Origin of the sequence: Caldalkalibacillus uzonensis (genome assembly GCF_030814135.1) — a bacterium.
Lineage (GTDB): Bacteria > Bacillota > Bacilli > Caldalkalibacillales > Caldalkalibacillaceae > Caldalkalibacillus > Caldalkalibacillus uzonensis.
In genome coordinates this window covers 1-24147 of the sequence record NZ_JAUSUQ010000015.1, presented here as the reverse complement: position 1 = coordinate 24147, position 24147 = coordinate 1, and the positions used below count along the sequence as shown (strand labels likewise).

At 40.5% G+C, this 24147-nt stretch carries 18 protein-coding genes and 1 pseudogene; 15 read left to right on the top strand and 4 right to left on the bottom strand.

All coding sequences use genetic code 11. The features are described from left to right. Positions 1 to 13 precede the first annotated feature (13 nt). On the bottom strand, positions 14 to 2188 hold the full coding sequence (locus J2S00_RS16490) for a hydantoinase/oxoprolinase family protein (protein WP_307342333.1): 2175 nt from the start codon (positions 2186 to 2188) through the stop codon (positions 14 to 16). Between the two features lie 408 nt (positions 2189 to 2596). On the opposite strand from J2S00_RS16490, the gene J2S00_RS16485 reads away from it, so the two are divergent. Together J2S00_RS16485 and J2S00_RS16480 are read left to right on the top strand one after the other, a co-directional pair. Further along, entirely contained in the window at positions 2597 to 4150 is a 1554-nt protein-coding gene (locus J2S00_RS16485; protein WP_307342330.1) for an acyl-CoA synthetase, read from the top strand. A 20-nt stretch (positions 4151 to 4170) separates the two neighbouring features. Then, positions 4171 to 5355, top strand: a complete 1185-nt coding sequence (locus tag J2S00_RS16480; protein ID WP_307342328.1) for a thiolase family protein — start codon at positions 4171 to 4173, stop codon at positions 5353 to 5355. 45 nt (positions 5356 to 5400) lie between these two features. Here the strand turns inward: J2S00_RS16480 and J2S00_RS16475 are convergent, their stop codons facing one another. After that, positions 5401 to 6012, bottom strand: a complete 612-nt coding sequence (locus J2S00_RS16475; RefSeq protein ID WP_307342325.1) for a TetR/AcrR family transcriptional regulator — start codon at positions 6010 to 6012, stop codon at positions 5401 to 5403. Positions 6013 to 6134: 122 nt separating this feature from the next. On the opposite strand from J2S00_RS16475, the gene J2S00_RS16470 reads away from it, so the two are divergent. From J2S00_RS16470 to J2S00_RS16450, 5 genes are all read left to right on the top strand, one after another. Continuing rightward, the gene (locus J2S00_RS16470) at positions 6135 to 6458 is read left to right on the top strand and encodes an AMP-binding protein (protein ID WP_307342464.1); all 324 of its coding nucleotides are present in this window, start codon (positions 6135 to 6137) and stop codon (positions 6456 to 6458) included. Then, positions 6434 to 7636 (top strand): AMP-binding protein, encoded by a 1203-nt coding sequence (locus J2S00_RS16465; protein WP_307342322.1) that lies wholly within the window; start codon positions 6434 to 6436, stop codon positions 7634 to 7636. The genes J2S00_RS16470 and J2S00_RS16465 overlap by 25 nt, the downstream gene beginning before the upstream one ends. A gap of 54 nt (positions 7637 to 7690) precedes the next feature. Continuing rightward, a complete protein-coding gene (locus tag J2S00_RS16460) occupies positions 7691 to 7822 on the top strand; it encodes a hypothetical protein (RefSeq protein ID WP_307342319.1) in 132 nt (43 codons plus the stop codon). 15 nt (positions 7823 to 7837) lie between these two features. After that, positions 7838 to 9364: a sodium:solute symporter family protein gene (locus J2S00_RS16455; RefSeq protein ID WP_307342315.1), complete on the top strand. Its 1527-nt coding sequence runs from the start codon at positions 7838 to 7840 to the stop codon at positions 9362 to 9364. Between the two features lie 278 nt (positions 9365 to 9642). Next, positions 9643 to 10962, top strand: coding sequence for a Zn-dependent hydrolase (locus J2S00_RS16450; protein ID WP_307342312.1), 1320 nt, complete (start codon positions 9643 to 9645; stop codon positions 10960 to 10962). Positions 10963 to 11042: 80 nt separating this feature from the next. Here the strand turns inward: J2S00_RS16450 and J2S00_RS16445 are convergent, their stop codons facing one another. Continuing rightward, entirely contained in the window at positions 11043 to 12605 is a 1563-nt protein-coding gene (locus J2S00_RS16445; RefSeq protein WP_307342309.1) for an AbgT family transporter, read from the bottom strand. On the opposite strand from J2S00_RS16445, the gene J2S00_RS16440 reads away from it, so the two are divergent. The 8 genes from J2S00_RS16440 to J2S00_RS16405 all read left to right on the top strand — a co-directional run bounded on the left by J2S00_RS16440 (position 12499) and on the right by J2S00_RS16405 (position 23837). Further along, positions 12499 to 12783 carry a hypothetical protein gene (locus J2S00_RS16440; protein WP_307342477.1) on the top strand — a complete coding sequence of 95 codons (285 nt, stop codon included), beginning with the start codon at positions 12499 to 12501 and terminating at the stop codon, positions 12781 to 12783. The genes J2S00_RS16445 and J2S00_RS16440 overlap by 107 nt on opposite strands. A 475-nt stretch (positions 12784 to 13258) precedes the next feature. After that, on the top strand, positions 13259 to 13594 hold the full coding sequence (locus J2S00_RS16435) for a RusA family crossover junction endodeoxyribonuclease (RefSeq protein WP_307342306.1): 336 nt from the start codon (positions 13259 to 13261) through the stop codon (positions 13592 to 13594). Between the two features lie 272 nt (positions 13595 to 13866). Further along, the gene (locus J2S00_RS16430) at positions 13867 to 16329 is read left to right on the top strand and encodes a DUF8426 domain-containing protein (protein WP_307342303.1); all 2463 of its coding nucleotides are present in this window, start codon (positions 13867 to 13869) and stop codon (positions 16327 to 16329) included. A 6-nt stretch (positions 16330 to 16335) separates the two neighbouring features. After that, positions 16336 to 17607, top strand: coding sequence for an McrC family protein (locus J2S00_RS16425; protein WP_307342301.1), 1272 nt, complete (start codon positions 16336 to 16338; stop codon positions 17605 to 17607). Positions 17608 to 17729: 122 nt separating this feature from the next. Continuing rightward, a complete protein-coding gene (hsdR, locus tag J2S00_RS16420) occupies positions 17730 to 20087 on the top strand; it encodes an EcoAI/FtnUII family type I restriction enzme subunit R (protein ID WP_307342298.1) in 2358 nt (785 codons plus the stop codon). 19 nt (positions 20088 to 20106) lie between these two features. Next, a complete protein-coding gene (locus tag J2S00_RS16415; protein WP_307342294.1) occupies positions 20107 to 21549 on the top strand; it encodes a type I restriction-modification system subunit M in 1443 nt (480 codons plus the stop codon). Further along, a complete protein-coding gene (locus J2S00_RS16410) occupies positions 21546 to 23231 on the top strand; it encodes a restriction endonuclease subunit S (protein ID WP_307342291.1) in 1686 nt (561 codons plus the stop codon). The genes J2S00_RS16415 and J2S00_RS16410 overlap by 4 nt, the downstream gene beginning before the upstream one ends. 81 nt (positions 23232 to 23312) lie before the next feature. After that, entirely contained in the window at positions 23313 to 23837 is a 525-nt protein-coding gene (locus J2S00_RS16405; RefSeq protein ID WP_307342288.1) for a hypothetical protein, read from the top strand. Positions 23838 to 23987: 150 nt separating this feature from the next. Here J2S00_RS16405 and J2S00_RS16400 read toward each other — a convergent pair. Next, positions 23988 to 24147: pseudogene (locus tag J2S00_RS16400) on the bottom strand (IS256 family transposase); the annotation flags it as partial.

Here is a 24147-nt window from a genome sequence, read left to right as displayed (position 1 = left end):
CTTTCATTTTAATTTATTTTAATTCTTTCAAGTGGAAGATGCGGTGTTGATCAAGATAGGTCTCAAAGCCGGGGGGAATAACAAACGTCGTTGCTGGTGATTCCAAAATGGCGAACGCTTTGATTTTGTTTCCGGCTTTCAGTTTTTCCATCTCCCAGATGTCGGCCTCAATCCATTCGCCTTTCCAATACACGCGGCGTTTGCCAAGATAGGCGTCTTGCGGCGGGGTTTCGCCTTCCAGCGGTTCTTCGGGCACTTTCGGTTTGGCCACTTCGACGATTCCGCGGACGATGGCACCGGTAATGCTGTAGCCTAACTCCGGCGAGGTTGCTGCTTTGGCATAGACACGGGTGTACATCTCTTCAAATGCTTGCACAAGATCTTCCCAGTGACCGACGTGTTTAAAAGACTGAATCGGGCTTTCGATTTCCAAATCGTTTAGCTGTCCTTGGTATTGCATTCTGAAATACAAACGAAAATCTACTTCATCTCTGGAAAATTTGTTTTTCTCAAACTCCTGGGCCACCTTTTCCATCAACTCATTCCAGGCGTCCTGCAATTCACGTCCAGCCGCGATTTTCTCTTGCTCACTTGCACCATCATTGACGTTGATGTCCAGTGTTTTATCGTAGCGATATTCAAAGTCAGCCGCACCGCATCCGAAGGCTGAAAACCCGGCCGCCCAAGCGGGAACAAGCACATCTTCGAAACCGAGTCCTTTCGTATAACCTGCCGTATGCAGCGGCCCGCCGCCACCGTATGAGAAGCAGACGTATTGCGAAGGAGAATAACCTTTGCCCAGGATCATCGATTCGAGGTAGTTGCGCAGTTGTGACTCTAACAAGTCGATCACACCGTAAGCCGCATCTTCAACGGACAATCCGAGCGGTTCTGCAATTTGAGTTTTAACCGCTTCATAAGCCCGTTCCGGATGCAATTTCACTTCACCGCCCAGGAAATTGTCCGGGTTAATCAAGCCGAGCACGACGTGACAGTCAGACACGGTCACTGTCTCCACACCGCCTTCAGGATAGCATACACCAACGCGGTGTCCTGCACTGTCAGGTCCCAAAGTGATGGATTTAAAGTTGGGATCTATGCGCACGTAGCTGCCTGCGCCCGCTCCGACTGTATCCATGGCGACAAGCGGGAGTGAAAGCACTAAGCGAGCCATGTCGGGGCTGGTGTTGATACTTAAATCCCCTTGTGTAATAAGGGCCATGTCAAAGCTGGTGCCACCGATGTCTGAACAGGCGATATTGGAAATGCCGAGGTATTCTCCCAGATATTTAGCACCGACGACGCCACCGATCGGTCCGGAGACAAGGGTCCGGGCCAATTCGTTCGCCTTGGTACTGATCGTCCCGCCATGGCTGGCCATGACACGGAGGTCAAAGGTTGCACCATGGTCACGGATACGTTTGCTGATTTTGTTTAACGTTTCCCGCGACGGATCCGCGGCATAGGCTTCAATAATGGTTGTGTTTGTGCGATGAGACTCCTTACGCACGGGATAATAATCAACTGAGGCAAAAACGGGAATCTCTTTTCCACTCGACTTGATGATGTCGCGGGCAATGTCCCTGATCTTTCTCTCGTGATGCGGGTATTTATACGAATGAAGCAAGCTGATGACAATGGCTTCCACGTCTTGATCGAGAAGATCTTGCACAGCCGGTGCCACTTCATGTTCATAAAGGGGAATGACAACGTTTCCAAACAAGTCCACTCTTTCGGTTACTCCACGTGTCAACTCCCTTGGCACCAGCGGTGGATCATAACGGTGCGTATTCAGATGAAGGCGATCGGAATACGAATACCCCAAATACGCTTGAATCGCCCTCCCCATGCGGTGAAAATCTTCCATTCCCTTGTTGACGATCAAACCGACCCGGCGCCCTTTTCGTGAAACAAGCCTGTTTAGCATCGCCGTTCCCGAATACACACCGGCAAGCAACTTGGGGAATTCCTCTTCTACCGTGGTATCCCAATAACTGAGTGCATCCCTGGCGGAATTTAAGAGACCAATCGATTCATCTTCGGGTGTCGATTGTGCTTTGCCAACGACAAATTCCCCGTTGTTGTCAATGATGAACGTATCGGTCATTGTTCCGCCTGCATCAATGGCTAAAATTTGTGAATTTCTTGTGGCCAACCTACATTCGCTCCTTTCAACAATTTTTATCATGTTGTACTAAATTAAATAGCAAAAACCGTGCCAACTGCTAAAAACCCAAAAAAGCGTGCCATAAAATGCGCAAAATTGTGTATTTCACTACTTTTCGGTTAAATCCACCGAAGTTGGGGACATGTATCATTTCGCTACACGTATTATAGTACTGCAGCGAAACGCTACACTGTTGAACTATAGACGCTAATGCCAAACGGCAAATGCAAACTGTGATATACACGTTAAATTTTGTTAAATGATTTTTAACATTGACAATATTAAATAATGTGATTATACTTGAAAATGACTTAAGTCACTGACCCTGGTCAAAATCAAGATCCTATTGAATCTTAGATGAAGGTGAGCATGTATACACTTCCATATTTAGTTAGATAAACCTTAATTTATAGTGGGAGGGTAAATTTGATGATAGGGACTTCGATTGGAGATTTGTTTGAAAAATCAGTCAGTCAATACTCTCATAAAACAGCTATTAAAGACTATAGAAGGTCGGTTACTTATAACGAACTAAGAGTAGAAGTGAATAAGTGTGCTCATTTATTAATGCAGCTCGGAATTAAACATGGTGATCGGGTTGCATTATATATGAAAAACTGTATCGAATATATCGTATTGGAATTTGCTATTGCCAAAGTTGGTGCTGTGCGAGTACCTTTAAACCATTTTTTAAATGAAAAAGAGGTTGAATATCGATTAACAGATTCACAATCGAAAGCCATTTTTTGTAGTGCAGAATTTTATAATCGTATACAAAGTATTAAAAATCGCGATCTAAAAGACCTTATAGTCGTAACAGTAGATAATGAAGATGATTTTAGCCTCAATTCACTAATGAAGAAGTCTTCAAGTGATGTTCAAGAACCTCATGTAAAAGAAGAAGATATCGCAGCAATTATGTACACGGGAGGAACTACTGGGCGTTCAAAGGGTGTTATTCATACACACAAATCACTCATTTCTTTAATGTACAGTGAAATTATTGAATGTGACATTACTCGAGAAGGTGTATTACTTCACAGTACCCCACTTCCTCATGCAGCTGGCTTCTTCATCCTACCCGGCTTGCTAAGAGGATGCACTCATATTCTCCATAAAGAATTTAATCCAGCCAAATTTTGTGAAACTGTTGAACGAGAAAGAGTCACATTTGCATTATTAGTTCCTACTATGATTTATGCCATTTTAGATCTTGAGGAAAGATCCAGCTATGATTTGAGCAGTTTACAAACGATTGTATATGGCGCGGCACCAATGGCGCCTGCGCGTATAGAACAGGCACTTGAAACCTTTGGCCCAATACTAATCCAAATCTATTCACAAATGGAGGTAGCCAACCAAACAACAGTACTGACTAAGCAAGACCATGTTAAGTTTTTGAAAAACGATAAGAAACGTCTGGCCTCTTGTGGAAAAGAGGTTATTATTTCACAGGTGAAAATTGTAGATGACAATGGGCAAGAGGTGGGGGTTGAAGAAGTAGGAGAAATAATAACACGTGGTCCACATATGATGAAAGGATATTGGAAACTTAGGAAAGAAACGATGGAAACAATAAAGAAGGGTTGGATTTATACAGGTGATTTAGCTTATCGAGATCAAGAAGGCTATATTTATCTGGTAGATAGAAAAAAAGATATGATCATCAGCGGTGGCTTTAATATTTATACGACAAATGTTGAAAGCGCTTTATTCAAGCATCCCGGTGTCAAACAAGCAGCCGTCATCGGTGTTCCAGATGATAAATGGGGAGAAGCTGTAAAGGCCATTGTAGTCAAACACGATAAATCAAATGTTACTGAAGTTGAACTCCTATCACATTGTAAAAAACATTTATCCGGTTATGAAGTGCCTAAATCAATTGACTTTGTTGACACTTTACCATTAACTCCATATGGAAAAATAGATAAAAAGGCATTGCGTAAACGATATTGGGAAAAGAAAGAGCGTCAAATTAATTAAAACTCCGGGGAGGAAAACAAATGAACGATGTTTGTATCATTGGGGTGGGGATGACAAGGTTTGGAAAGCATCTGGATAAAAGTTTGAAAGAATTGGGGAAAGAGGCTGCATTAAATGCGATTGAAGATGTCAACATTGATCATTCGCAAATAGAAGCCGCTTTTGTTGGAAATGCAATGGCAGGTATATTGTCTGGCCAGGAATGTATCAGAGGGCAAGTGATATTAAATGACGTAGGTTTATCTGATGTAAACGTTATTAATACAGAAAACGCCTGCGCAAGTGGTTCTAGTGCTTTTCATTTGGCATGGACAGCAGTCGCTTCAGGAGTATATGACGTTGTATTGGTACTTGCAGCAGAAAAGATGGTTTATCAAGATAAAAATAAAGCGTTTAAGGCGCTAGAGAGTGGAACCGATGTAGAACAACTCAAGAATTTTCCTGGATACTGTGAAAATAGTAAAGGAAAAAGTATTTTTATGGATTATTATGCAGACGAAGCCAATAAGCATATGAATCAGTATGGAACATCAATTGAAACACTAGCAAAAATTGCAGAAAAGAACAGTTATAATGGAAGTTTTAACCCTTATGCACAATATCAAGAAGCTCATTCACTTGAGAGTATACTTCAATCCCGTATGATTAGTGACCCGCTAAGGTTACTGATGTGTTCACCGGTTTCTGATGGCGCCGCAGCTGCAGTACTTTGCAATAAAAAAGTGGCGAGTAAATTTTCAACAAAACCTATATACGTTGCAAGTTCAGTTGGTGTTTCAGAAGTAGGATCTACAAACGATAAAAGTACTGTAGAAAGGGCTGCCATAAAATCTTATGAAAAGGCAGGATTAGGTCCGGATGACTTGGATGTCCTTGAAGTTCATGATGCAACCGTCATCGGCGAACTGTTAGCTTATGAGCAATTGGGACTTTGTCAAAAAGGGCAAGGTGGAGAACTGATTGAATCAGGGAAAACAAAACTTGATGGTGATTTACCTGTAAATCCAAGCGGAGGATTAATTTCGAGAGGGCACCCAGTCGGTGCAACTGGAGTGGCCCAAATCGTTGAGATCGTATGGCAGCTTCGAGGTGCTGCAGGGAAACGGCAAGTCTCAACCGATCCAAAAGTTGGTCTAACAGAAAATGTAGGGGGATTTATTAATAACGATAATGCCGCTGCGTTTATTCATTTACTAAAAAAATAAAAGAGTTGTGGCTGGGGCAGTGCTATATATAAAAACACTGAAGTATCATTGTTTTAAGACACCATTGATGAATAATTCGAAAAATTTTTGTCCATCTTCGACCAAATCAAATTGACCATTGTATAAGCAATAGTCGTACAATGTACCTCTCATACAGCGGACAACCATCCTTGTTAGTTCCTCAGAAGATAAATCAGTCCTAAATTCACCCGAAGCCTGTCCCTCTTCAATTATATTGCGAACTAACCTATATAACCATCTATTTTCGTCAATGACTTCGACTGCTTCACCTTTATTTCTAATTTGGCTGTAATAGACAATTTTTAGCAAATCTATCCCTATCACATGGCTACAATATAAATGCTGTTCTTTAACAAACCGCATCAGTTTTTCTGTTGCAGATTGTTGATTATTAAAGCTTTTAAATACTTGTAAGTATTGTTCATCTATTTTATTAAATTGCTCAATGATGACCTGGTCTTTGGACTTGAAGTAAGTATAAAAAGTACCTTTGGCTGTCCCTGCTCTTTCAGCAATATCATCAATAGAAACTTCATCATATCCTTTTTGTCTAAAAAGAGTGATTGCACTTTCAAAAAGATCCTTTTTTGTCTGTAACGCTTTTAATTGTCTTTGGGTCAATTTTTCTTTACCCATATCAGATTACCCTCCTTATTTTCATTGCAAAGATGACTACAGTCATTGAATCAAGTCATTTTTGTAAGTAGATTAACATAAATATTTCGAAAAATCTATTGTGATCCGAAGGATCAAATAAAATTGCTCACTCATTATTGGGTATTGGATTATCTAAGGGTGACCGTGTTGGAATTTACATGAAAAACAACCCGTTTTATGTTTTCAGCTTATTTGCAATTGGAAAAGCCGGATTAGTCGAAGTACCGATAAATCCTAACTTTAGAGAACCAGAAATACTGCATATTATAAATACCGCTCATGTATCGACCATTATCGTTGAAGCAAATATGGAATTCATAAATATTCTTTCTAAAATATCCAGTGAATCATCTGTATTAAAAAATGTAATCATCGTAGGTGATATCAAAAAAAACCAAAAATGGAAGCCAATATATATTTATTAACTGAATTGATGGAGAATTCGGATGAAAGTAATCCAGATATTAAAGTAAATGAATCAGATCCAACTTGCATATTTTTTACATCAGGTACGACAGGATTACCTAAAGGAGCTCCACTTTCAAACAAAACATATATTCTTGCTGCCAAAAGTATTTGTGCTATTCCTTTAGTAAACAAAAAATCGAGAAATTATACATGTCTTCCCCTCTTTCATGCCAATGCTCAATTGTACTCCGTAACCGGGATGAGATGTTTAGGGGCATCACTTGTTTTGTCGGATCACTTCTCACCAAGAAATTTCTTTAACAAGATATCAAAATATAAGGCAACATATTTTAATTCCATTGGTGGAATGATGCAGATTTTAGATGTAACGTTCGGAGAAGAAGACGTTCCGGAACATACTGCTAAATTTGTAGCTGTAGGTGGAACTCCTAAAGAGCTATGGGAACGGTTTGAAAAGAAATTTAAAGTCGATATTTTTGAGGCTTATAGTATGAGTGAAGTTCCTGTATTATTTGGAAATTTCCACCCGGAAAAAAGCAAAAGAAAAGTTGGCTCATTTGGCAAACCTATTTTTGCTGATCTCGGTAGAGAAACTAAAATTGTTGATGATCATAACCAAGAAGTAAAAGCAGGGGTAGGGGAACTTATACAAAAGGGGCAAGATTTTATGATGAAGGAGTATCTCAATGCACCAAAGGCAACATCAGAAGTATTTGATGCAGATGGGTGGATTCACTCAGGAGATATTGTAAGAAAAGACGAAGAAGGATACCACTATTTTGTAGATAGAAAGAAGTTCATCATTAGAGTGGCTGGAGAAAATGTATCTGCTTTTGAAGTTGAAGATGTTGTCAATAGTCATCCAGCTATTGAGCAATCAGCGGCCATACCTGTACCGGACCCCATTAGAGGAGAAGAAATAAAAATATTTATTAAGCTCAAAGAGGGAATAAATGACGTTAATATGGAGGAAATCATTGAGCATTGTGCACAAAGATTGGCGTACTTTAAAGTGCCGAGATATATAGAAATTGTGAGTAAATTTCCGAAAACTTCAACAGAAAGGATTCAAAAAATGACATTAAAAAATGAAGAAAGAGCGCGTGAATGTCATGGTTGGGATAGAAATAAAGAAATTCCTGACTGGAGAAATAAATACTACAACATAAAGTAAAAACTGTATTGCTTATTTGTTTATCAGAGAATCAGGATAAGGAGGTGACTGAGTATGGGAACGATGGCAATACTGTGGTATGCTCAATGGTTTTTTTGGACTGCTGTAATAATTGGTATATATTTCTGGCATAAAAACAAACACAAAGTAATCGATTCTAAGAAAAGTGAAAGTAAAAATGTATAGAGAGGAGTACTGCCAATGGATAAATCAGTTGTAGTTTGGGGTTGGAACTTGTTCTTGCTATTTTTCGCTTTTTTAGCTTTTTTAACATATTTCGGGCATAAGAAGACTAAGGGGTTAGTTGATTTCCTTGCAGCCCGAAGGTCATATGGGCCCATTATTGTTGGGCTGGCATTAGGGGCAACAACATGCAGTGCTGCGGCAACTATGGGTAACCCTGGTCTGGTATTTAATATGGGCTGGCCGGCTTTATGGTACGCATTTGGTTATGGTGGAGCAGTAGTTGCTTGGGCGTTTGTAGCCTTTAAACTATCTAAGATAAGTACAAGGATGTCCGCCAAGTCTTTGCCAGATTACATGGGCATTAGATTCCAAAGCAATTACATGAGAGCCATTACTGCCATAGTCACCTTAACAATGATTTATTATGTGGCCGGCCAATTTGCCGGAACAGGTTGGATTTTTGACCGGATATTAAATATTCCTTATCATTTTGGAGTCATTTTGGCTGGAATAATTATTGCAGCATATATCGTCATTGGAGGTACCCATGCGGAGGTTTTGAATTCAGCAATTCAGGGTGTCATTATGCTTGTCTTGGCCTTATTTGTTACATTTACAGTCTTATATTACGTAGGTACAATTTCCGAAATAAATGATAAGCTTACAGCACAAGACCCTAATTTAAGTTGGGATGTCGTATTTAATAACCCCTTCTTCGGAGAATTTACCGGACCCGGTATTATGATTTCACTGGCTTTGTTTGCCTTAACACCGCAACTGTCAAAGATGTGGTTTACTCTGCGTGAGGAAAGGCAAATCCCCACTACATTACTTGTAGGATTGGTATTTATGTTCTTCATGGGACTGTTAATGTGGTTAGGGGGTTTGGGAGCAAGAGCAGTAGTCCCTGATGTTCCTCCAGATGTAGGGGTATTAGAGATGCTTACAAAGTTTATGCCAGCACCTGTTATTGCCATGGCAGGAGTGGCTATACTTGCTGCTATCATGTCAACAACGTCAGGACTGTTTCTAGTATTAAGTATAGCGGTGGCTAATGATATTTTTAGAGATTTAATAGTTCCGCGTTTTAAAAAGAAAATGTCTGAAGAACAAGCGGACAGAATTACATTTCTAGGAACCAGAATGATGATACCAATAGTAATGCTTGTTGGAATCATTATTGCTTTTAATCCTCCACAATTCCTTACGGCTCTTATGTGGATTGGTATCGGAGCATTTGTAGGGGGGATCTCCCCAGTCATGATAGTGGGCAGCGTGTGGAGAAAAACGACAAAAGCCGGTGCGATTGTTGGCTCTACTCTAGGGTTTGGTTCATATTTAATTCTATACTTTATAATGGGTCAGCAGTTAGGTGTAACACTATTTACAGTCCCTTGGGCAGGGAGTACTGTTGCGATGATTATCGCCTTTTCATCCTGTATCATAGTGAGTTTATTTACTATACCGCTTCCCGAAGAGCATTTAAATAAGATATTTGAAGCGGAAAACGAAACTGACCAATCTCCTGCTATTAATAAATAAGAGTGTTAACTTTTAGTATGATTTAACAAGTTTATTCTGTAATAACGACTATACCTTCAGGTGAGAAGGCCTTAAATATCTCTTTACAGGCTTATCGGTATGTGTGGTCACAATAAGGTGCCCTCTATTATAGAATAGGGGGCTTTTTTTATACCACATTCCTCCTACTGATAGGCAGGAATTTCGAAACAAACAAAGAAATGATAACAAAACGCTGTTTTATTTGCTCTAATCATAACAGGAAGAACAGTGACAAATAGAGGAAGGAGTTTTTATACATGGCTGGTGTATCGGAAGTAAACAAGAAGGTGCTAGACCGGCTAATGGCGACATATAATGACAGTCACGATCATTCAGGTGTCAGTGGAGAAAGGCTGGCTGCAAGACTGGCTCAGCTAGCAGCTATTGGCCTGACGGAAGAGGGTGGTTCTCAGCGGATTGGTTTTTCACCCGAAGAAAGAGCTGCAAAAGAGTTAGTCAAACAGTGGATGAACGAAGCAGGGCTGGAGGTGAGGGAAGACGGTGCAGGTAATGTCATTGGACGGTTCACGGCTCAACAAGATCACTTGCCTGTCGTCATGTCCGGTTCCCATGTAGACAGTGTTCCCAACGGCGGCCATTTTGACGGCACCTTGGGTGTGTTAGCCGCGCTGGAAGTGGCGCAAGCCTGGAAGGAGACTGGCTATCGCCCTGATGCTCCCTATGAAGTGGTCATTTTCTCAGATGAAGAAGGGGCCCGATTTAACGGAGGACTGACCGGCAGCCGGGCCATGATGGGTGAAGTTAACCTGGAGAAACAGCAGCAGTTAAAAGATATTAACGGCGATTCATTTCAATCCGTGATAGAACGGGATGGCTTGACGGTTGAACAATTTATGGCGGCCAAGCGGGATCCTGCGGAGATTGCGGCTTTTGTTGAAGTTCACATTGAACAAGGGAAAACCCTTGAAGACGCTGGAATTCCGGTTGGCATTGTCAACGGAATCGCCGGCCCTTGCTGGCTGGAAGTGACTTTTAGAGGGCAAGCGGGTCATGCGGGTAATACCCCTATGAACCAACGCTTCGATGCGTTAGCGGCGGCCAGTCAGTTTATTCTTCAGGTGGAATCATTGCCTAAGCGAATCAGTTCGACCGCAGTGGGTACGGTCGGCAAAATACAAGTTCATCCGGGGGGTATCAATGTTATTCCAGGTGAAGTGAAAGTGTACGTGGATCTCAGAGACATTAAGCGGGAAACGAGAGATCAACTGATTGATGCTGTGCAGAAAGAGGCACACCACATTGCCCAACAGCGTCGTTTGCAAGTGGAGCTTTCGGAAACATTGAGGGTCGAACCTGTCCCCATCTATGAAAACATGCAGCAAACAGTGAGGACTGCTGTTGAGGCGTTGGGCATCCCCCCTCTGTTTCTCCCTAGTGGGGCAGGACATGATGCCATGGTATTGGGACGCCATGTGCCCGTCGCCATGTTATTTGTGCAGAGCAAGGAGGGGATCAGCCACAATCCTAACGAGTGGTCTGAGCTTAATGACTGTGTACAAGCCGTCCATGTCCTTAAACACCTTCTGGAACAATTGGTGACGGAAGAGCACTGTTAAGATCACATGAAGTTAATAGAAAGCTAAAGTGAAGGACCTCCAATCATTTGGTACGATTAGAGGTCCTTTGTGTTTACGCCTTATGATGGAAGAAAGATCGGGCCATCCGGTCCTAAAGGCAGGCCTAAGAAGAACCAAATCACCAGGAGTATGATCCAGGCCATAGCAAAGAAAATGGAATACGGAAGCAGTGCTGACATCAATGTCCCGATCCCTATTTTTGACTGATAGACTTTAGCAAATGAGAGGAGGATCGCAAAATATGGCAGCATGGGTGTAATCGGATTGGTAATGGAATCACCGATGCGGTAAGCCATTTGGGTAAAGGCTGGGTCATACCCCAATATCATGAACATGGGTATAAAGACTGGAGCCAGAATGGCCCATTTGGCCGAAGAGTTGGCCACCAGTAAGTTGATCAAAGCAGATATGAGTACAAAGCCTACCAATAAGCCTATACCAGTTAAACCGACAGACTGTAAAAATTCTGCTCCTTTAATGGCAATGATCGGCCCTAAGTTGCTCCAGTTGAAATAAGCGATCATTTGGGCGGCCACAAAAGCCAGAATGATGTATGGCCCCATCGTGACCATGGCTTTACCTAACATCGTGGCCACATCTTTGTCATTTTTAATCGTTTTTGCTCCCAGGCCATAGAACAAGGCTGGGATGAAGAATAGGAACATAATGATAGGGACTAATCCTGTCATGAGGGGAGAGCCACTGACGAGTGATCCCGTCTCAGGATTTCGGAGAATGCCGTTGCTTGGCAGGGTCAAAACGAGCAGAATGGCAACATAGATCAGTGCTGACCAGCCAGCCCAGCGCAATCCCCTTTTTTCATCGTCTGTTAATTCCTCCATTTGCTCCACTTTACCGTCATATTTCCCTAAACGTGGAATCGTAAATTTGTTGGTGACAATGGTGGCCACGATCACGAGGACAAGGAATGAAACAATTAAGAAATACCAGTTCATAGCCGGGTTAGCCGCATAATTCGGATCCATAATTTGGGCCCCTACTTCCGTGAAACCGGCCACTAACACATCCAACATATTCACAATCAGGTTGGCTGCAAATCCCCCAGCTACTGAGGCATAAGCAACGATCAGACCGGCAAGCGGGTTTAAGCCAAGTCCCATCAGCAGCATGGCGGCAATAGGGGGTAAAACAATAAAGGCTGCGTCTCCGGCCATATTGCCTAACATGCCGATAAAGATAATAGCCGGAATGACAAACTTAGGCGGCGTGCTTGATAAAGCTCGTCTCATAAGCGCCTGAATCAGTTCGGTTGCTTCAGCCAAACCAACCCCGATCATCACCACTAAGACCAGACCCAGGGGCGGGAAATTGGCAAAGTTGGAGACCATTTCAGTCAGAATTTGAACCAATCCTTCACCAGATAAGAGGTTAACGGCTTCAATGTTTTCTCCTGTTGAGGGATTAATAGCAGATACATTGGTCATCGCTGCCAAAGCAGAAGCGACAAGAATAATAAGGGCAATGATGACAAACAAGGTTACAGGATCAGGAAGCTTGTTACCGTATATCTCAATCACATTCAAAAAACGGTATGTTCCGGAATTGGTCAGTGAACGGCTAACCCATGCAGAAAAACGGGCCAACGATATCAAGGAGATCATCAAAGGCCGTCCGAAAACTGGCTTTGAAATTGTGCAAGCCCTGTTTCCCACAAAATATCAATCTGAACCGATGTTAACTGTTTCCGAGACGGTTGGTCATTTGGACCTGTTAATCGAATGGGGAGAGATTGTGGAGGAAATGGATAAGGGTGTTTTAAAATATCGGACTATTGTCTAGCAGAGTAAATGAGAGGGGAAAGAGGCAGAGATCAAGGTGTGGGGCGAACGGACAAGTATAAGACCGATGATGGTCAAACACGGGGGAGACATTGAAAAACCTGAGGGCAATACCTTTTAGGCAAAAGGAATTCGATGAAGAATAGTTACAAGAATTTATCTGTCAATATCCAGATGTGCTCCCGGTTTAAGAAATTGAACATATTTATGCCAAAGTTACGGCAGCGAGTGAAGTGGATTATTGATCGACACAAGCAAGGAGGAATATTTTAGGTTTTAATAATATGGAACGTAATAGGGATAGCAATGCAAGACAGGCACGGGATAACACGTGCTTTTTTTCTAGGTGAAATTTTCCTTATTAAATTTTTTACGAACATAAATTCCCTGACATTAATATGTAAAAATCTTGCGATAAACTAATATAAAAATTTATTTTATTTTGATGGATTTTTCCTTGAAATAGGTGATGAAATATGAGACTAGAATTTGTTGTGGAGGATATTCCACCTAAAAAAGACGGCGCGAATTCTATGTGGAAAAAAGAAATTGAAGCACACCGGATTATTTCCCTCAGAACGAGGGCCTTCGAGGCAATGCAAAGGGTTGGTTTTGACTGCTGCTTTAAAGGGCATATTCATTTATCCCTTTTCATCTATCTTCCACCAGATAAAATAGAGCGGGTGGGTGATTTGGATAATTTCATTACCGGTATATGTGATGGGATTCAAGCGGCCCATCCAAGGTTCAACCTCATCCCGTGTTTAGAGATTCTAAGAACAGAGATATTGATCCTTCCCGACCCTTGCTGATTGAGGATGATAGCCAAGTGATGGCCATTACAGCCTGGAAAAGGAAATCATTTGAACACAGACGCCCGTACTATAAAGTCATTATTGAGGGGATCGATCAAATTTAGGATCAAATAACATTATCTAGTAATAGAAATGAGTCCATTGTAGTATTAAAGTGTAAACACATGTAATCAGAACATATTTTCCCTGACACTATTGTGTCAAAATGATTTGGTATATTAAACCCAAACTTATCCCTTAACCCGGTTAAAAAAAGGAGGAAACCGAATATGGAACTGATGGAGTTGGCTTCTCAATTTGAGCAAAGATACGATTATGAAACACTTGAAAAAGCAAAACAGTTACATAAAGAATTTTTATCCCGTTTTCCTCGCGAGAATCTCTCTTCCCTCAGTCTGGAGGAATATGCCCTTGGCTATAAGAAGAAAGATTCGTTATGTTGGTGGCTGGAATACCATACAAGCCCGTTAGGCAGCATCAAAGGAGGATTTGCCGGCAAGCATATTATCTATTACAGCACCAAGGATCAGGAATGGAAGTATCCGGATCACTTCGATTCTGTGGAGCAGGCTTGGCAACAACTACGACATGATATATGTGAGCTTCTTGACGCATATGATCAGTTACCCTCAGAAGGTATTAGTCCGGACAGCTTAGTTTTTAACGCTAATATGTTAAAAGGGAAGCTGCTCTTTCTCTATCACCCCGATAAATTTTTACCCATTTACAAGGCCAAACACTTGCATGCCATTTTGTCTGCACTTAACGTTCCAGAGAATGAATGGAAAGGTAAAGATACCATCGAATGCAATCTTTTGCTCAAAAATGTTGTAAATGAGTTAGAACCCTTAAATAAGTGGCATCCGGTTAAACTGATGGCTTTCTTATGGCATGTTGTCATAACAGATGAAAAGTACTACAAAATTGCACCTGGTGAAAATGCTAGTCTATGGTCTCAATTCTTGAAGGAAGGTTTGATCTCAGTAGGATGGAACGAGGTAGGGGATTTGACGCAGTATCCCGATTATGAGGAATTTAAAACAGCTTTTCTTAAACATCATTTCCACACTGGCACCCCAAACAATGCTAAGGCCAATGAATTATGGGAATTCTACAACTTACAGCCGGGAGATAAGGTTATTGCAAATCAAGGGACTTCTAAAATTCTGGGCATAGGCACAGTAACCAAAGGATATGAATACCGGGAGGATCTTAGCCCATACAAACACGTTGTCTATGTACAGTGGGATACAGTATATGATCCCCCTCTTTCCATACCCAAACAAGACTACTGGGCTTTTGCGACTTTACGTGAAGTGTCTAAAAAAGAGGTGCTCAAGTGGACGAAACATCGAGAGCAACACAGTGGTATTGATGCGGAAAACTATACTGAGGAAGAAGAACTATTTTTCACAAAGCTGGAAAAAGCCCTTGAAAGAAAAGGTCAGTGCATACTGTATGGGCCCTCCGGAACCGGTAAAACATACTTGGCCAAGCGTTACATTCAGTGGAAAAACGAGAAAGAAGAGCTGCTGACGAGTGAAGGAAAGCAATCTCAGAAACTATGGATGATGATCGCGTCTGTCCGCCATGATTTTCAGTGGGAAGATATACTGACCAACGGAGGCACGATAGACTTTGAACTCAAAAGTGTAAAACGTAATTTTCGTCTGGCCCAAAAAGGTGATAAAGTGCTGTGCTATAAAGGTGGGGGAAATGAACGATGCTTTGTAGGTTTGGCTGAAATTGATCAGCCTTTTGACGGGCAGAAGTTAAGGGTTAAAGGTTTGTATGCCTTTAAACAGCCAATTCCTTTTGAAGAGGTCAAAGACATAAGGGAGTACCAACAAACACAAGCCGGTCGGATGGGGAACCGGGGAACGATGTTTGAGTTAAGTGAGAGTTTCTCTGAATGGCTCGTTAATTATCTCCTGGAAATCGAAGATGAAGAGGCTGTTCAATATTTAAGTGAAACGCGCAATACCAATATGGATGTATGTACGTTTCATCCCTCCTTCACCTACGAAGATTTCATTGAAGGGTTTAAGCCAATAGCTAACAATCATGGGCAAGTTCTGTTTAACCTGCAAGATGGCATCTTAAAAACTTTATGTAAAAAAGCGGAAGAAAACCCGGATCAACCATATTTTCTGATCATAGATGAAATTAACCGGGGCAATGTGCCCAAAATTTTCGGGGAGATTATCACCCTTCTGGAAAAAGATAAGCGGGGTATGAAAGTAACCTTACCCCAGAGTAAAGAAACATTTACAATCCCCGAGAATGTATATATCATCGGCACAATGAACACCTCTGATCGAAGTATTAAGATGATGGATGCAGCCTTAAAGCGGCGCTTTGCTTTCATTGAGTGTATGCCTCGCTATGAATTGATTGATCAAACCATTGATCAACTGGGCTTAAGTCCAAAAGACATTTTAGAACAAATTAATGAAAAGTTAGTGGCCATGGGAGGCAGAGACAAACAAATCGGTCATGCCTATTTTATGAAAGATGGCCAGCCTGTTGCTACTGTGGAGGACTTGAAGGAAATATACGAGCTAGACATTATCCCTCTTGTTCAGGACTACTGTTTTGATGATTATGAACGACTGGCCAGTATCGTCGGTCCTAGTTTTGTGGATACCGAAGTCATGGATATTAACCGTTCCATTTTTACGGAGCCCGATGATGTATTTATTGCTGCTCTAAATGAACATTTCAAAGGATAGATGGCAATGAAACAAATCTGTTATCTCAGTGAATACAGTGAGTTGCATGTAGCCGGTTACCGGCTGTCCATCGCGGAAAGGGATTATTTATCCAGGTTGTCAGCCACTGCTAATGGGCAAAATCAGGAAGTTAAACTTTATTTTGATGAGTTGAGGACTGGTGTCAGATTCCGCTCTACCAGCTGGGTGGGGGTGATTGAACTGGAAGGCGTTAGACTTGTGATCACCCCCAAATTTAACAAAGGGTTTCAGTCACTGATCGATATGATTTGTTTTGTGGAACAGCTTCCGTTTCATCAGTGGGATGAAACGGAAGCTGAATGGGGTCGACATCAGTTGATGGAACTTTTTGTCCGCCTCTATCTGATTGAACTAGAAAAACTGATGGAGATCGGCATAGTGAAAGAGTATGTCACCGAAGAGGACAATTTGACCCGGTTGCGGGGAAGACCTGATTTTATGAAACAGTTGCAGCACAACTTTGCTTTGGCCCATCGTCTGTATTGCCGCTATGATGAACTAGCGACCAACATCCCGGAAAATCAGGTTATCTTAAAGGGACTGACATTGGCTCAGCAGCTCGATCTATATCCAGCAACACAGAAGAAAGTCCACCAATACCGAACAGAATGGGAGCAATGGTGTGAACCGTATCGAGGAGAGCAGCTGCCCCCGTTTCACTATCATCGGTTAAACGCTCATTATGAAAAAGTGCATAAACTCACTTCATATTTATTTAAAAGTATGGCTGTCAACAACCTGTACCGCTTTGAGGAAAGCGCTTATTATAGTCTGCTAATTGATATGAACGAGTTATTTGAACGGTTTGTGGTGGGACTCTTAAAGCAATACTTACCGGCAAGGTATAAGGTGACAGCATCTAAAAGAATCACCACAGCGATCATGGCTGATGGCAGCAGTTACAGGCATATCATTCCTGATATGATCGTGACGGATCAGGAGACAGGGGATCACAGCGTGCTGGACACTAAATATAAAAACTATGGCGAGCGGAAGGTGGAAACTGCAGATATCTTCCAGCTCAACTTTTATGCCCAGTACTTTCACCATCATATTGAAAAGCCGCATAGGGCAATCATTGTCTATCCCAAGTTTTCAGGGGTGAATACACAACCTCTGCAAATTCGTTTGTTACCTGATACTTTCCATCAGGGAGTTCTTGCAGTCAAGCCGATTGGTATCGAGGAGTGTTTAACAGATATAAAGGATAGGGAAGTCAAGAAATTAGAGAGGAAAGTTTGGACGTTAGTAGACTAATTTAAATCTACCATTTGGAGGTGATACCAATTTGCATAGAAAATGGTAAAATAGAACTATACCTATATGATATGTTAATTGGAATGCCTCTTAAAGTGGGTTAAAGATAGGAGGTATTTAGTGTGAAAGGCAAACTAACTGAACGTGATGTATGTACGAAGTATATCACGCCCGCCATTCAAAAAGCAGGATGGGATATACACAAACAAGTCAGAGAAGAAGTGACCTTTACCAAAGGTCGGATAGTGGCCAAAGGCAACGTATATACACGAAAAAAATCTAAACGAGCAGACTATATTCTTTATTACAAACCGAATCTTCCCATTGCTCTCATTGAAGCAAAGGATATGACTCATTCTATTGGTGCCGGTATGCAACAGGCCTTAGAATATGCTGAGATATTGGATATCCCGTTTGTGTTTAGTTCTAACGGAAAGGGATTTTTATTTCATGATCGTACCGGTAAAAGCGAGCCTCTCGAACAAGAGATATCGTTGGACCAATTCCCGTCACCCGAAGAACTGTGGGATAAGTATCGACAATGGAAGGGTTTGCAACCAGTTGAAGAGAAGATCGTCACTTATGACTATTATGTTGATGGTAGTGGTAAAGAACCTCGGTATTACCAACGCATTGCCATTAATCGAACTGTAGAAGCGGTGGCTAAGGGGCAAAATCGTATTTTACTAGTAATGGCGACTGGAACAGGAAAAACTTACACTGCATTTCAAATTATTTGGCGTTTATGGAAATCAAGAACGAAAAAACGGATTTTGTTTTTAGCTGATCGCAATATATTAATTGATCAGACTAAGGCCAATGATTTTAAACCTTTTAAAGACAAGATGACGAAGATCGCCCACCGTCAAGTTGATAAATCATTTGAGATCTATTTGTCGCTGTATCAAGGGATTTCTGGAGCAGAAGAAGAGAAAAATATTTATAAGCAATTTTCACCAGACTTTTTTGATTTGGTTATTGTAGACGAGTGTCATCGCGGCAGTGCCGCAGAAGATTCGGCCTGGCGAGAGATTTTAGAGTACTTTTCGTCGGCTACTCAGATAGGGTTGACAGCAACACCAAAAGAAACAAAAGATGTGTCGAACATTCACTACTTTGGTGAACCGATCTATACCTATAGTCTTAAACAAGGGATAGAAGATGGATTTTTGGCCCCTTATCGCGTCATTCGCTACACCATTGATAAAGATGTTGAAGGTTGGAGACCGGAAAAAGGTCAACGAGATAGATATGGTTATGAAATTAAAGACCGTATTTACAATCAGAAGGATTTTGATCGGAATTTAATTATTGATGAACGTACCAAGTTAGTTGCTAAAAAAGTGACAGAGTATTTAATGAAGACGGATCGGTTTCAGAAAACCATTATCTTTTGTGTCAACATAGATCATGCTGAACGGATGCGCCAGGCAATGATGAACGAAAACGCTGATTTGGTTTCACAAAATCGAAAATATGTTATGCGTATTACTGGTGATGATGAAGAGGGTAAAAGGGAACTGGATAACTTTATTGATCCAGGAAGTACCTATCCCGTGATCGCCTGTACATCTAAACTTATGACGACAGGAGTAGATGCTCAAACGTGTAAACTGATCGTTTTAGATTCTAATATTAATTCTATGACCGAATTTAAACAGATTATTGGTCGAGGCACTAGAGTCAATGAGGAATTTGGGAAGTACTCCTTTACGATCTTAGATTTTCGCAACGCTACTCGACTTTTTGCTGATCCCGCTTTTGACGGGCCTCCTGAAAGTGTATATGAACCTGGCAAAAATGATCCTATTCTACCGTCAGAAGAAAATAGCGAAGACACTAAAGGAAATAATGACCCAGAAGAATCTGGATCTGACTACCCAGTAGACACCGGATCAGCAGGTTTGATTAACGAAAAACCAAGAGTATATGTTGTCGATAACGTTCAAATTAAAGTACTTAATGAGAGAGTGCAATATATTGGAGAAGATGGTAAACTCATTACCGAATCTTTAAAGGATTATACTAAAAAAACCGTACAAAAAGAGTATCGTTCACTGGACGAATTTTTGCGTAAATGGAACGAAACAGAACGAAAAGAGGTTATTATACAAGAATTAATGGAACAAGGGGTTCTTCTAGAAGCGTTACAAGAAGAAGTGGGAAAAGATATGGATCCCTTCGATCTGATTTTGCATGTGGCTTTTGATCAAAAACCATTGACCCGTAGAGAACGAGCTCAAAATGTGAAAAAGCAGGATTATTTCACCAAGTACGGGGAGCAAGCCAGAAAGGTATTGGAAGCCTTACTTGAGAAGTATGCTGATTCTGGTATTGAAAACATCGAAAGCATGGAAGTCCTCAAATTGCCTCCCTTTAACGAGTACGGCTCTGTGGTTGAAATTATCAAATTATTCGGTGGTAAAGACCGATATCTACAGGCCGTCAATGAACTTAAACAAAACATCTATTCAGCTTAGGGGATAGGAGAGATTTACTATGAGCATCACAACAATCATCAAGTCGATTCAAGATATAATGCGAAAGGATGTAGGCGTTGATGGCGATGCCCAGCGGATCGCCCAGTTAGTGTGGATGATCTTTTTAAAGATATTAGACGATAAAGAGCAAGAGTTGGAAATACTGGACGATCATTATCAGTCACCTATTCCGGAAGAATTAAGATGGCGAAATTGGGCTGCTGATGATGAAGGCATGACCGGAGATGAATTACTTGATTTTGTGAATAATAAACTTTTTCCCGGTTTAAAAGAATTACCTGATGTAATAGAAGGCACTCGTGGATTTATAATACGTGAAGTGTTTGAAGATACATTTAACTATATGAAATCTGGGACACTCATCCGGCAAGTGATCAATAAAATAGACGAAATCGACTTTAATAGCTCAGAGGATCGCCATCTATTCAACGATTTTTATGAATCATTTTTAAAAGATCTACAGAGTGCAGGCAATGCAGGAGAATATTATACACCTCGTGCGGTCACTCAATTTATGGTTGATATGATAGATCCTAAACTGGGAGAAACGGTGTTAGACCCGGCTTGTGGTACGGGTGGGTTTCTCGTATGCGCACTAGAACATCTCAAGAAACAAGCGGATACAGTTGAGAAACGTAAGATATTGGATGAAACCATTCTAGGGGTTGAAAAAAAACCTTTACCCCACATTTTGGCGATGACTAATCTTATTCTGCATGATATCGAAATTCCGAAATTAAGAAGAGATAACTCATTAAGTTATCCGTTGCGTGATATTCGTGCTCAGGATAAAGTGGATATTATTTTAACTAATCCTCCGTTTGGTGGCGAAGAAGAGGATGGTATTCAGGCGAATTTCCCTGCCGCTTTTCAAACGAAAGAGACAGCTGATCTATTTATGGCATTAATTCTTGCCAAGCTGAAAGATAATGGGCGAGCTGCTGTAGTATTACCTGACGGGTTCCTGTTTGGTGAAGGTGTCAAAACCCGTTTAAAAGAACGGTTAGTTGAAGAATGCAATTTGCATACCATTGTCCGTTTGCCAAACGGTGTGTTTAATCCTTATACAGGGATCAAAACGAATCTCTTATTTTTTGAAAAAGGTAAGCCCACTGATGAAATCTGGTACTTTGAACATCCGTATCCGGAGGGACAGAAATCTTACTCTAAAACGAAACCGATTCGGATTGAAGAGTTTGAACTAGAAAAACAATGGTGGAATAACCGCGAAGAAAATGAATACGCCTGGAAAGTGAGTATTGAAGAGATTAAAGAGAGAAATTATAACTTAGATATCAAAAATCCTTATTCACAAGAACAGGAATTATTATCTCCCGAAGAAGCATATGAACAGTATCAAAACGCCTTAAAACGTGTAAAAGAAACCAAACAGAAGTTAGCAGATGAACTGGCTACAATTATAGGTAGGGTGAGCGTATGAGTGAATTATTAAAACACTTACATGATGCTGTGCAAACAGAAGAAGATGTTGATCTACTAAGGGAAAAGATTTTGGATTTAGCCTTTAGGGGGAAATTAGTGCCTCAAGACCCTAACGATGAACCCGTAACTGTATTACTTGAAAAGATTCAAAAGGAAAAAGAGCAGTTGATTAGAGAAAAAATAATTCGTCGGCCAAAAAAGTTGCTACCAATAAAAAAAGAGGAAATTCCCTACAAAATACCCGAGAGTTGGGTATGGGTGAGGTTAGGTGATATAGGATTAATAAATCCTCGCAGCAATATAGAAGATAGTATTGAAGTATCATTTATCCCAATGAAACTTATTCATGATGGGTTTAGTAATAAATATTCATATAAAGTTAAAAAATGGTGTACTGTAAAAAAAGGGTATACTCATGTGAGAGAAGGAGATGTGGTGGTTGCAAAAATAACCCCGTGCTTTGAAAATAGAAAATCTGCAGTCTTATCTAAGCTTGTTAATGGATATGGAGCAGCTACCACTGAGTTGCATGTTTTTAGACCTTTACATTTTAGTTTAATAATCCCAGAATACATCTTATTTTTATTTAAGACTAAACTTTTTATAGATAAAGGAGTATCTACGTATACCGGTACTGCTGGACAACAACGAGTTTCTAAGTCATTTTTTGAAGATACATTAGTCCCACTTCCTCCATTCAACGAACAAAAACGTATTGTAACTAAAGTTGATGAACTAATGGCTTTGTGTGATGAACTGGTTGAAAGGATAAAGCAAAAGAATAACACATCATCTGTGTTCAATAAAACGGTTTTCACTCGGATTCAGGATACGAATAATACCGAGGTAGAAAACGATATCCGGTTTGTCCTTGAACATATGGATTCTTTAGTACACACAAAAGAGGACGTACAAATGTTACGTAACAGTATATTAAGTCTCGCTACGCGAGGAAAACTTGTACCACAAGATCCGAGTGACGAGCCTGCGTCTGTGTTGCTTGAGAAGATTCAAGAAGAAAAAGAGCGGTTTATAAAAGAGAAGAAAATGCGTCGCCAAAAAGCGTTGCCTACGATTAAAGATGAGGAGATTCCCTATAAGATACCGGAGAGTTGGGAATGGGTACGATTAGACGATATAACTCTGATTAGAAGAGGTGCTTCTCCCAGACCTATTAAAAGTTTTATTACAGAAGATGAAAATGGGGTTCCGTGGATTAAAATTGGGGATGCAGAAAAAAGTAATAAATACATTACATCAACTAAAGAAAAAATCACTAAAGAAGGAGCAAAAAAATCTGTATATTTAACATCAGGCTCGTTAATTATGTCAAACAGTATGAGTTTTGGAAAAGCCTATATTCTTGGTATTAATGGTTGTATTCATGATGGATGGCTGTCTTTTCAAGTATTTAAGAAATATGTAAACAACGAATGGTTGCTTTATTTTTTAAATGGTAGTTTTAAACAATTTGAAAAAAAAGCAGTTGGGACAGGTGTAAAAAACTTAAACATTGATCGAGTACGAGCCACATTAATTCCTGTTCCCCCATTCAACGAACAAAAACGTATTGTAGCCAAAGTTGATGAGCTTATGAAAATTTGTGATGAACTAGAAAAACGAATTGAGGAGTACGAGAAATCCCATAGCACCCTTATTAGAGCAATATTAGCATCCTAAGGTAAAAAGCAAGTGGCGAAAATTAGTTTTTTTAAAAGAATCTAAGTTTATATACAGTTGATTTTTTTAGGAGGGAAATCTATGTCAAATTTAACTGATATTAAGCAAAAAATATTACAATTGGAAGGTGGAGCATTCCAAGAGTTGTGTGATGCTTATTTATCCAAAATAGGTTATGATAACATTCTTGCTCTAGGGATGAAACCGGGGACCAAGAAAACCACTATAGGAATACCAGACACATATTTTTTAAATTCTCAAAACAAATATATCTTTGTTATGTATACTACTCAACAATCAGATATTTATAAAAAGCTCTACCAAGATATATGCGATTGCTTAAATCCCGAGAAAACAGGAGTTGAGACAGCTAATATAGCTGAAATCATTTGTTGTTTTACATCTTCAAACCTTTCCGCAGGGGAACATTATAGATTAATGGAAGTATGTCGTTCCAAAGGTGTACTCCTTCATTTGATAGGAATCGATGAACTGGCTAAGGAGATATACAATCGCTTTCACGGTTTAGCACGAGATTTTTTAGGATTGTCAATAGGCACCGATCAGATTTTTGAGTACCGTCAAGAATTTTGTGTAAGCCCGTAGGGCACCTCTGGAATCGTGACTATATTTAGACCTTCATCATCCTTAATTACTAATGAAAAAAGTATCAGAAGGTTCTGTCAAGGGCGAAGTGTATACGAGCCCCTTGACAGGTTCTTCGAACTTTTTAAAATGGCATAAGGATGATGAAGCTTATATCTCATAGCGTTCTTTAAACATAGCTTGCAATTGTTGATAGGCACTAGCAAATCCACGTAATTTTCTTTCTGACCATTTGTGATTGATATCCTGTACAGTAAGGTACACGATTTTTTCGGCTGCTTTGACATCTGGAAGACTGTTCATGGGTCTT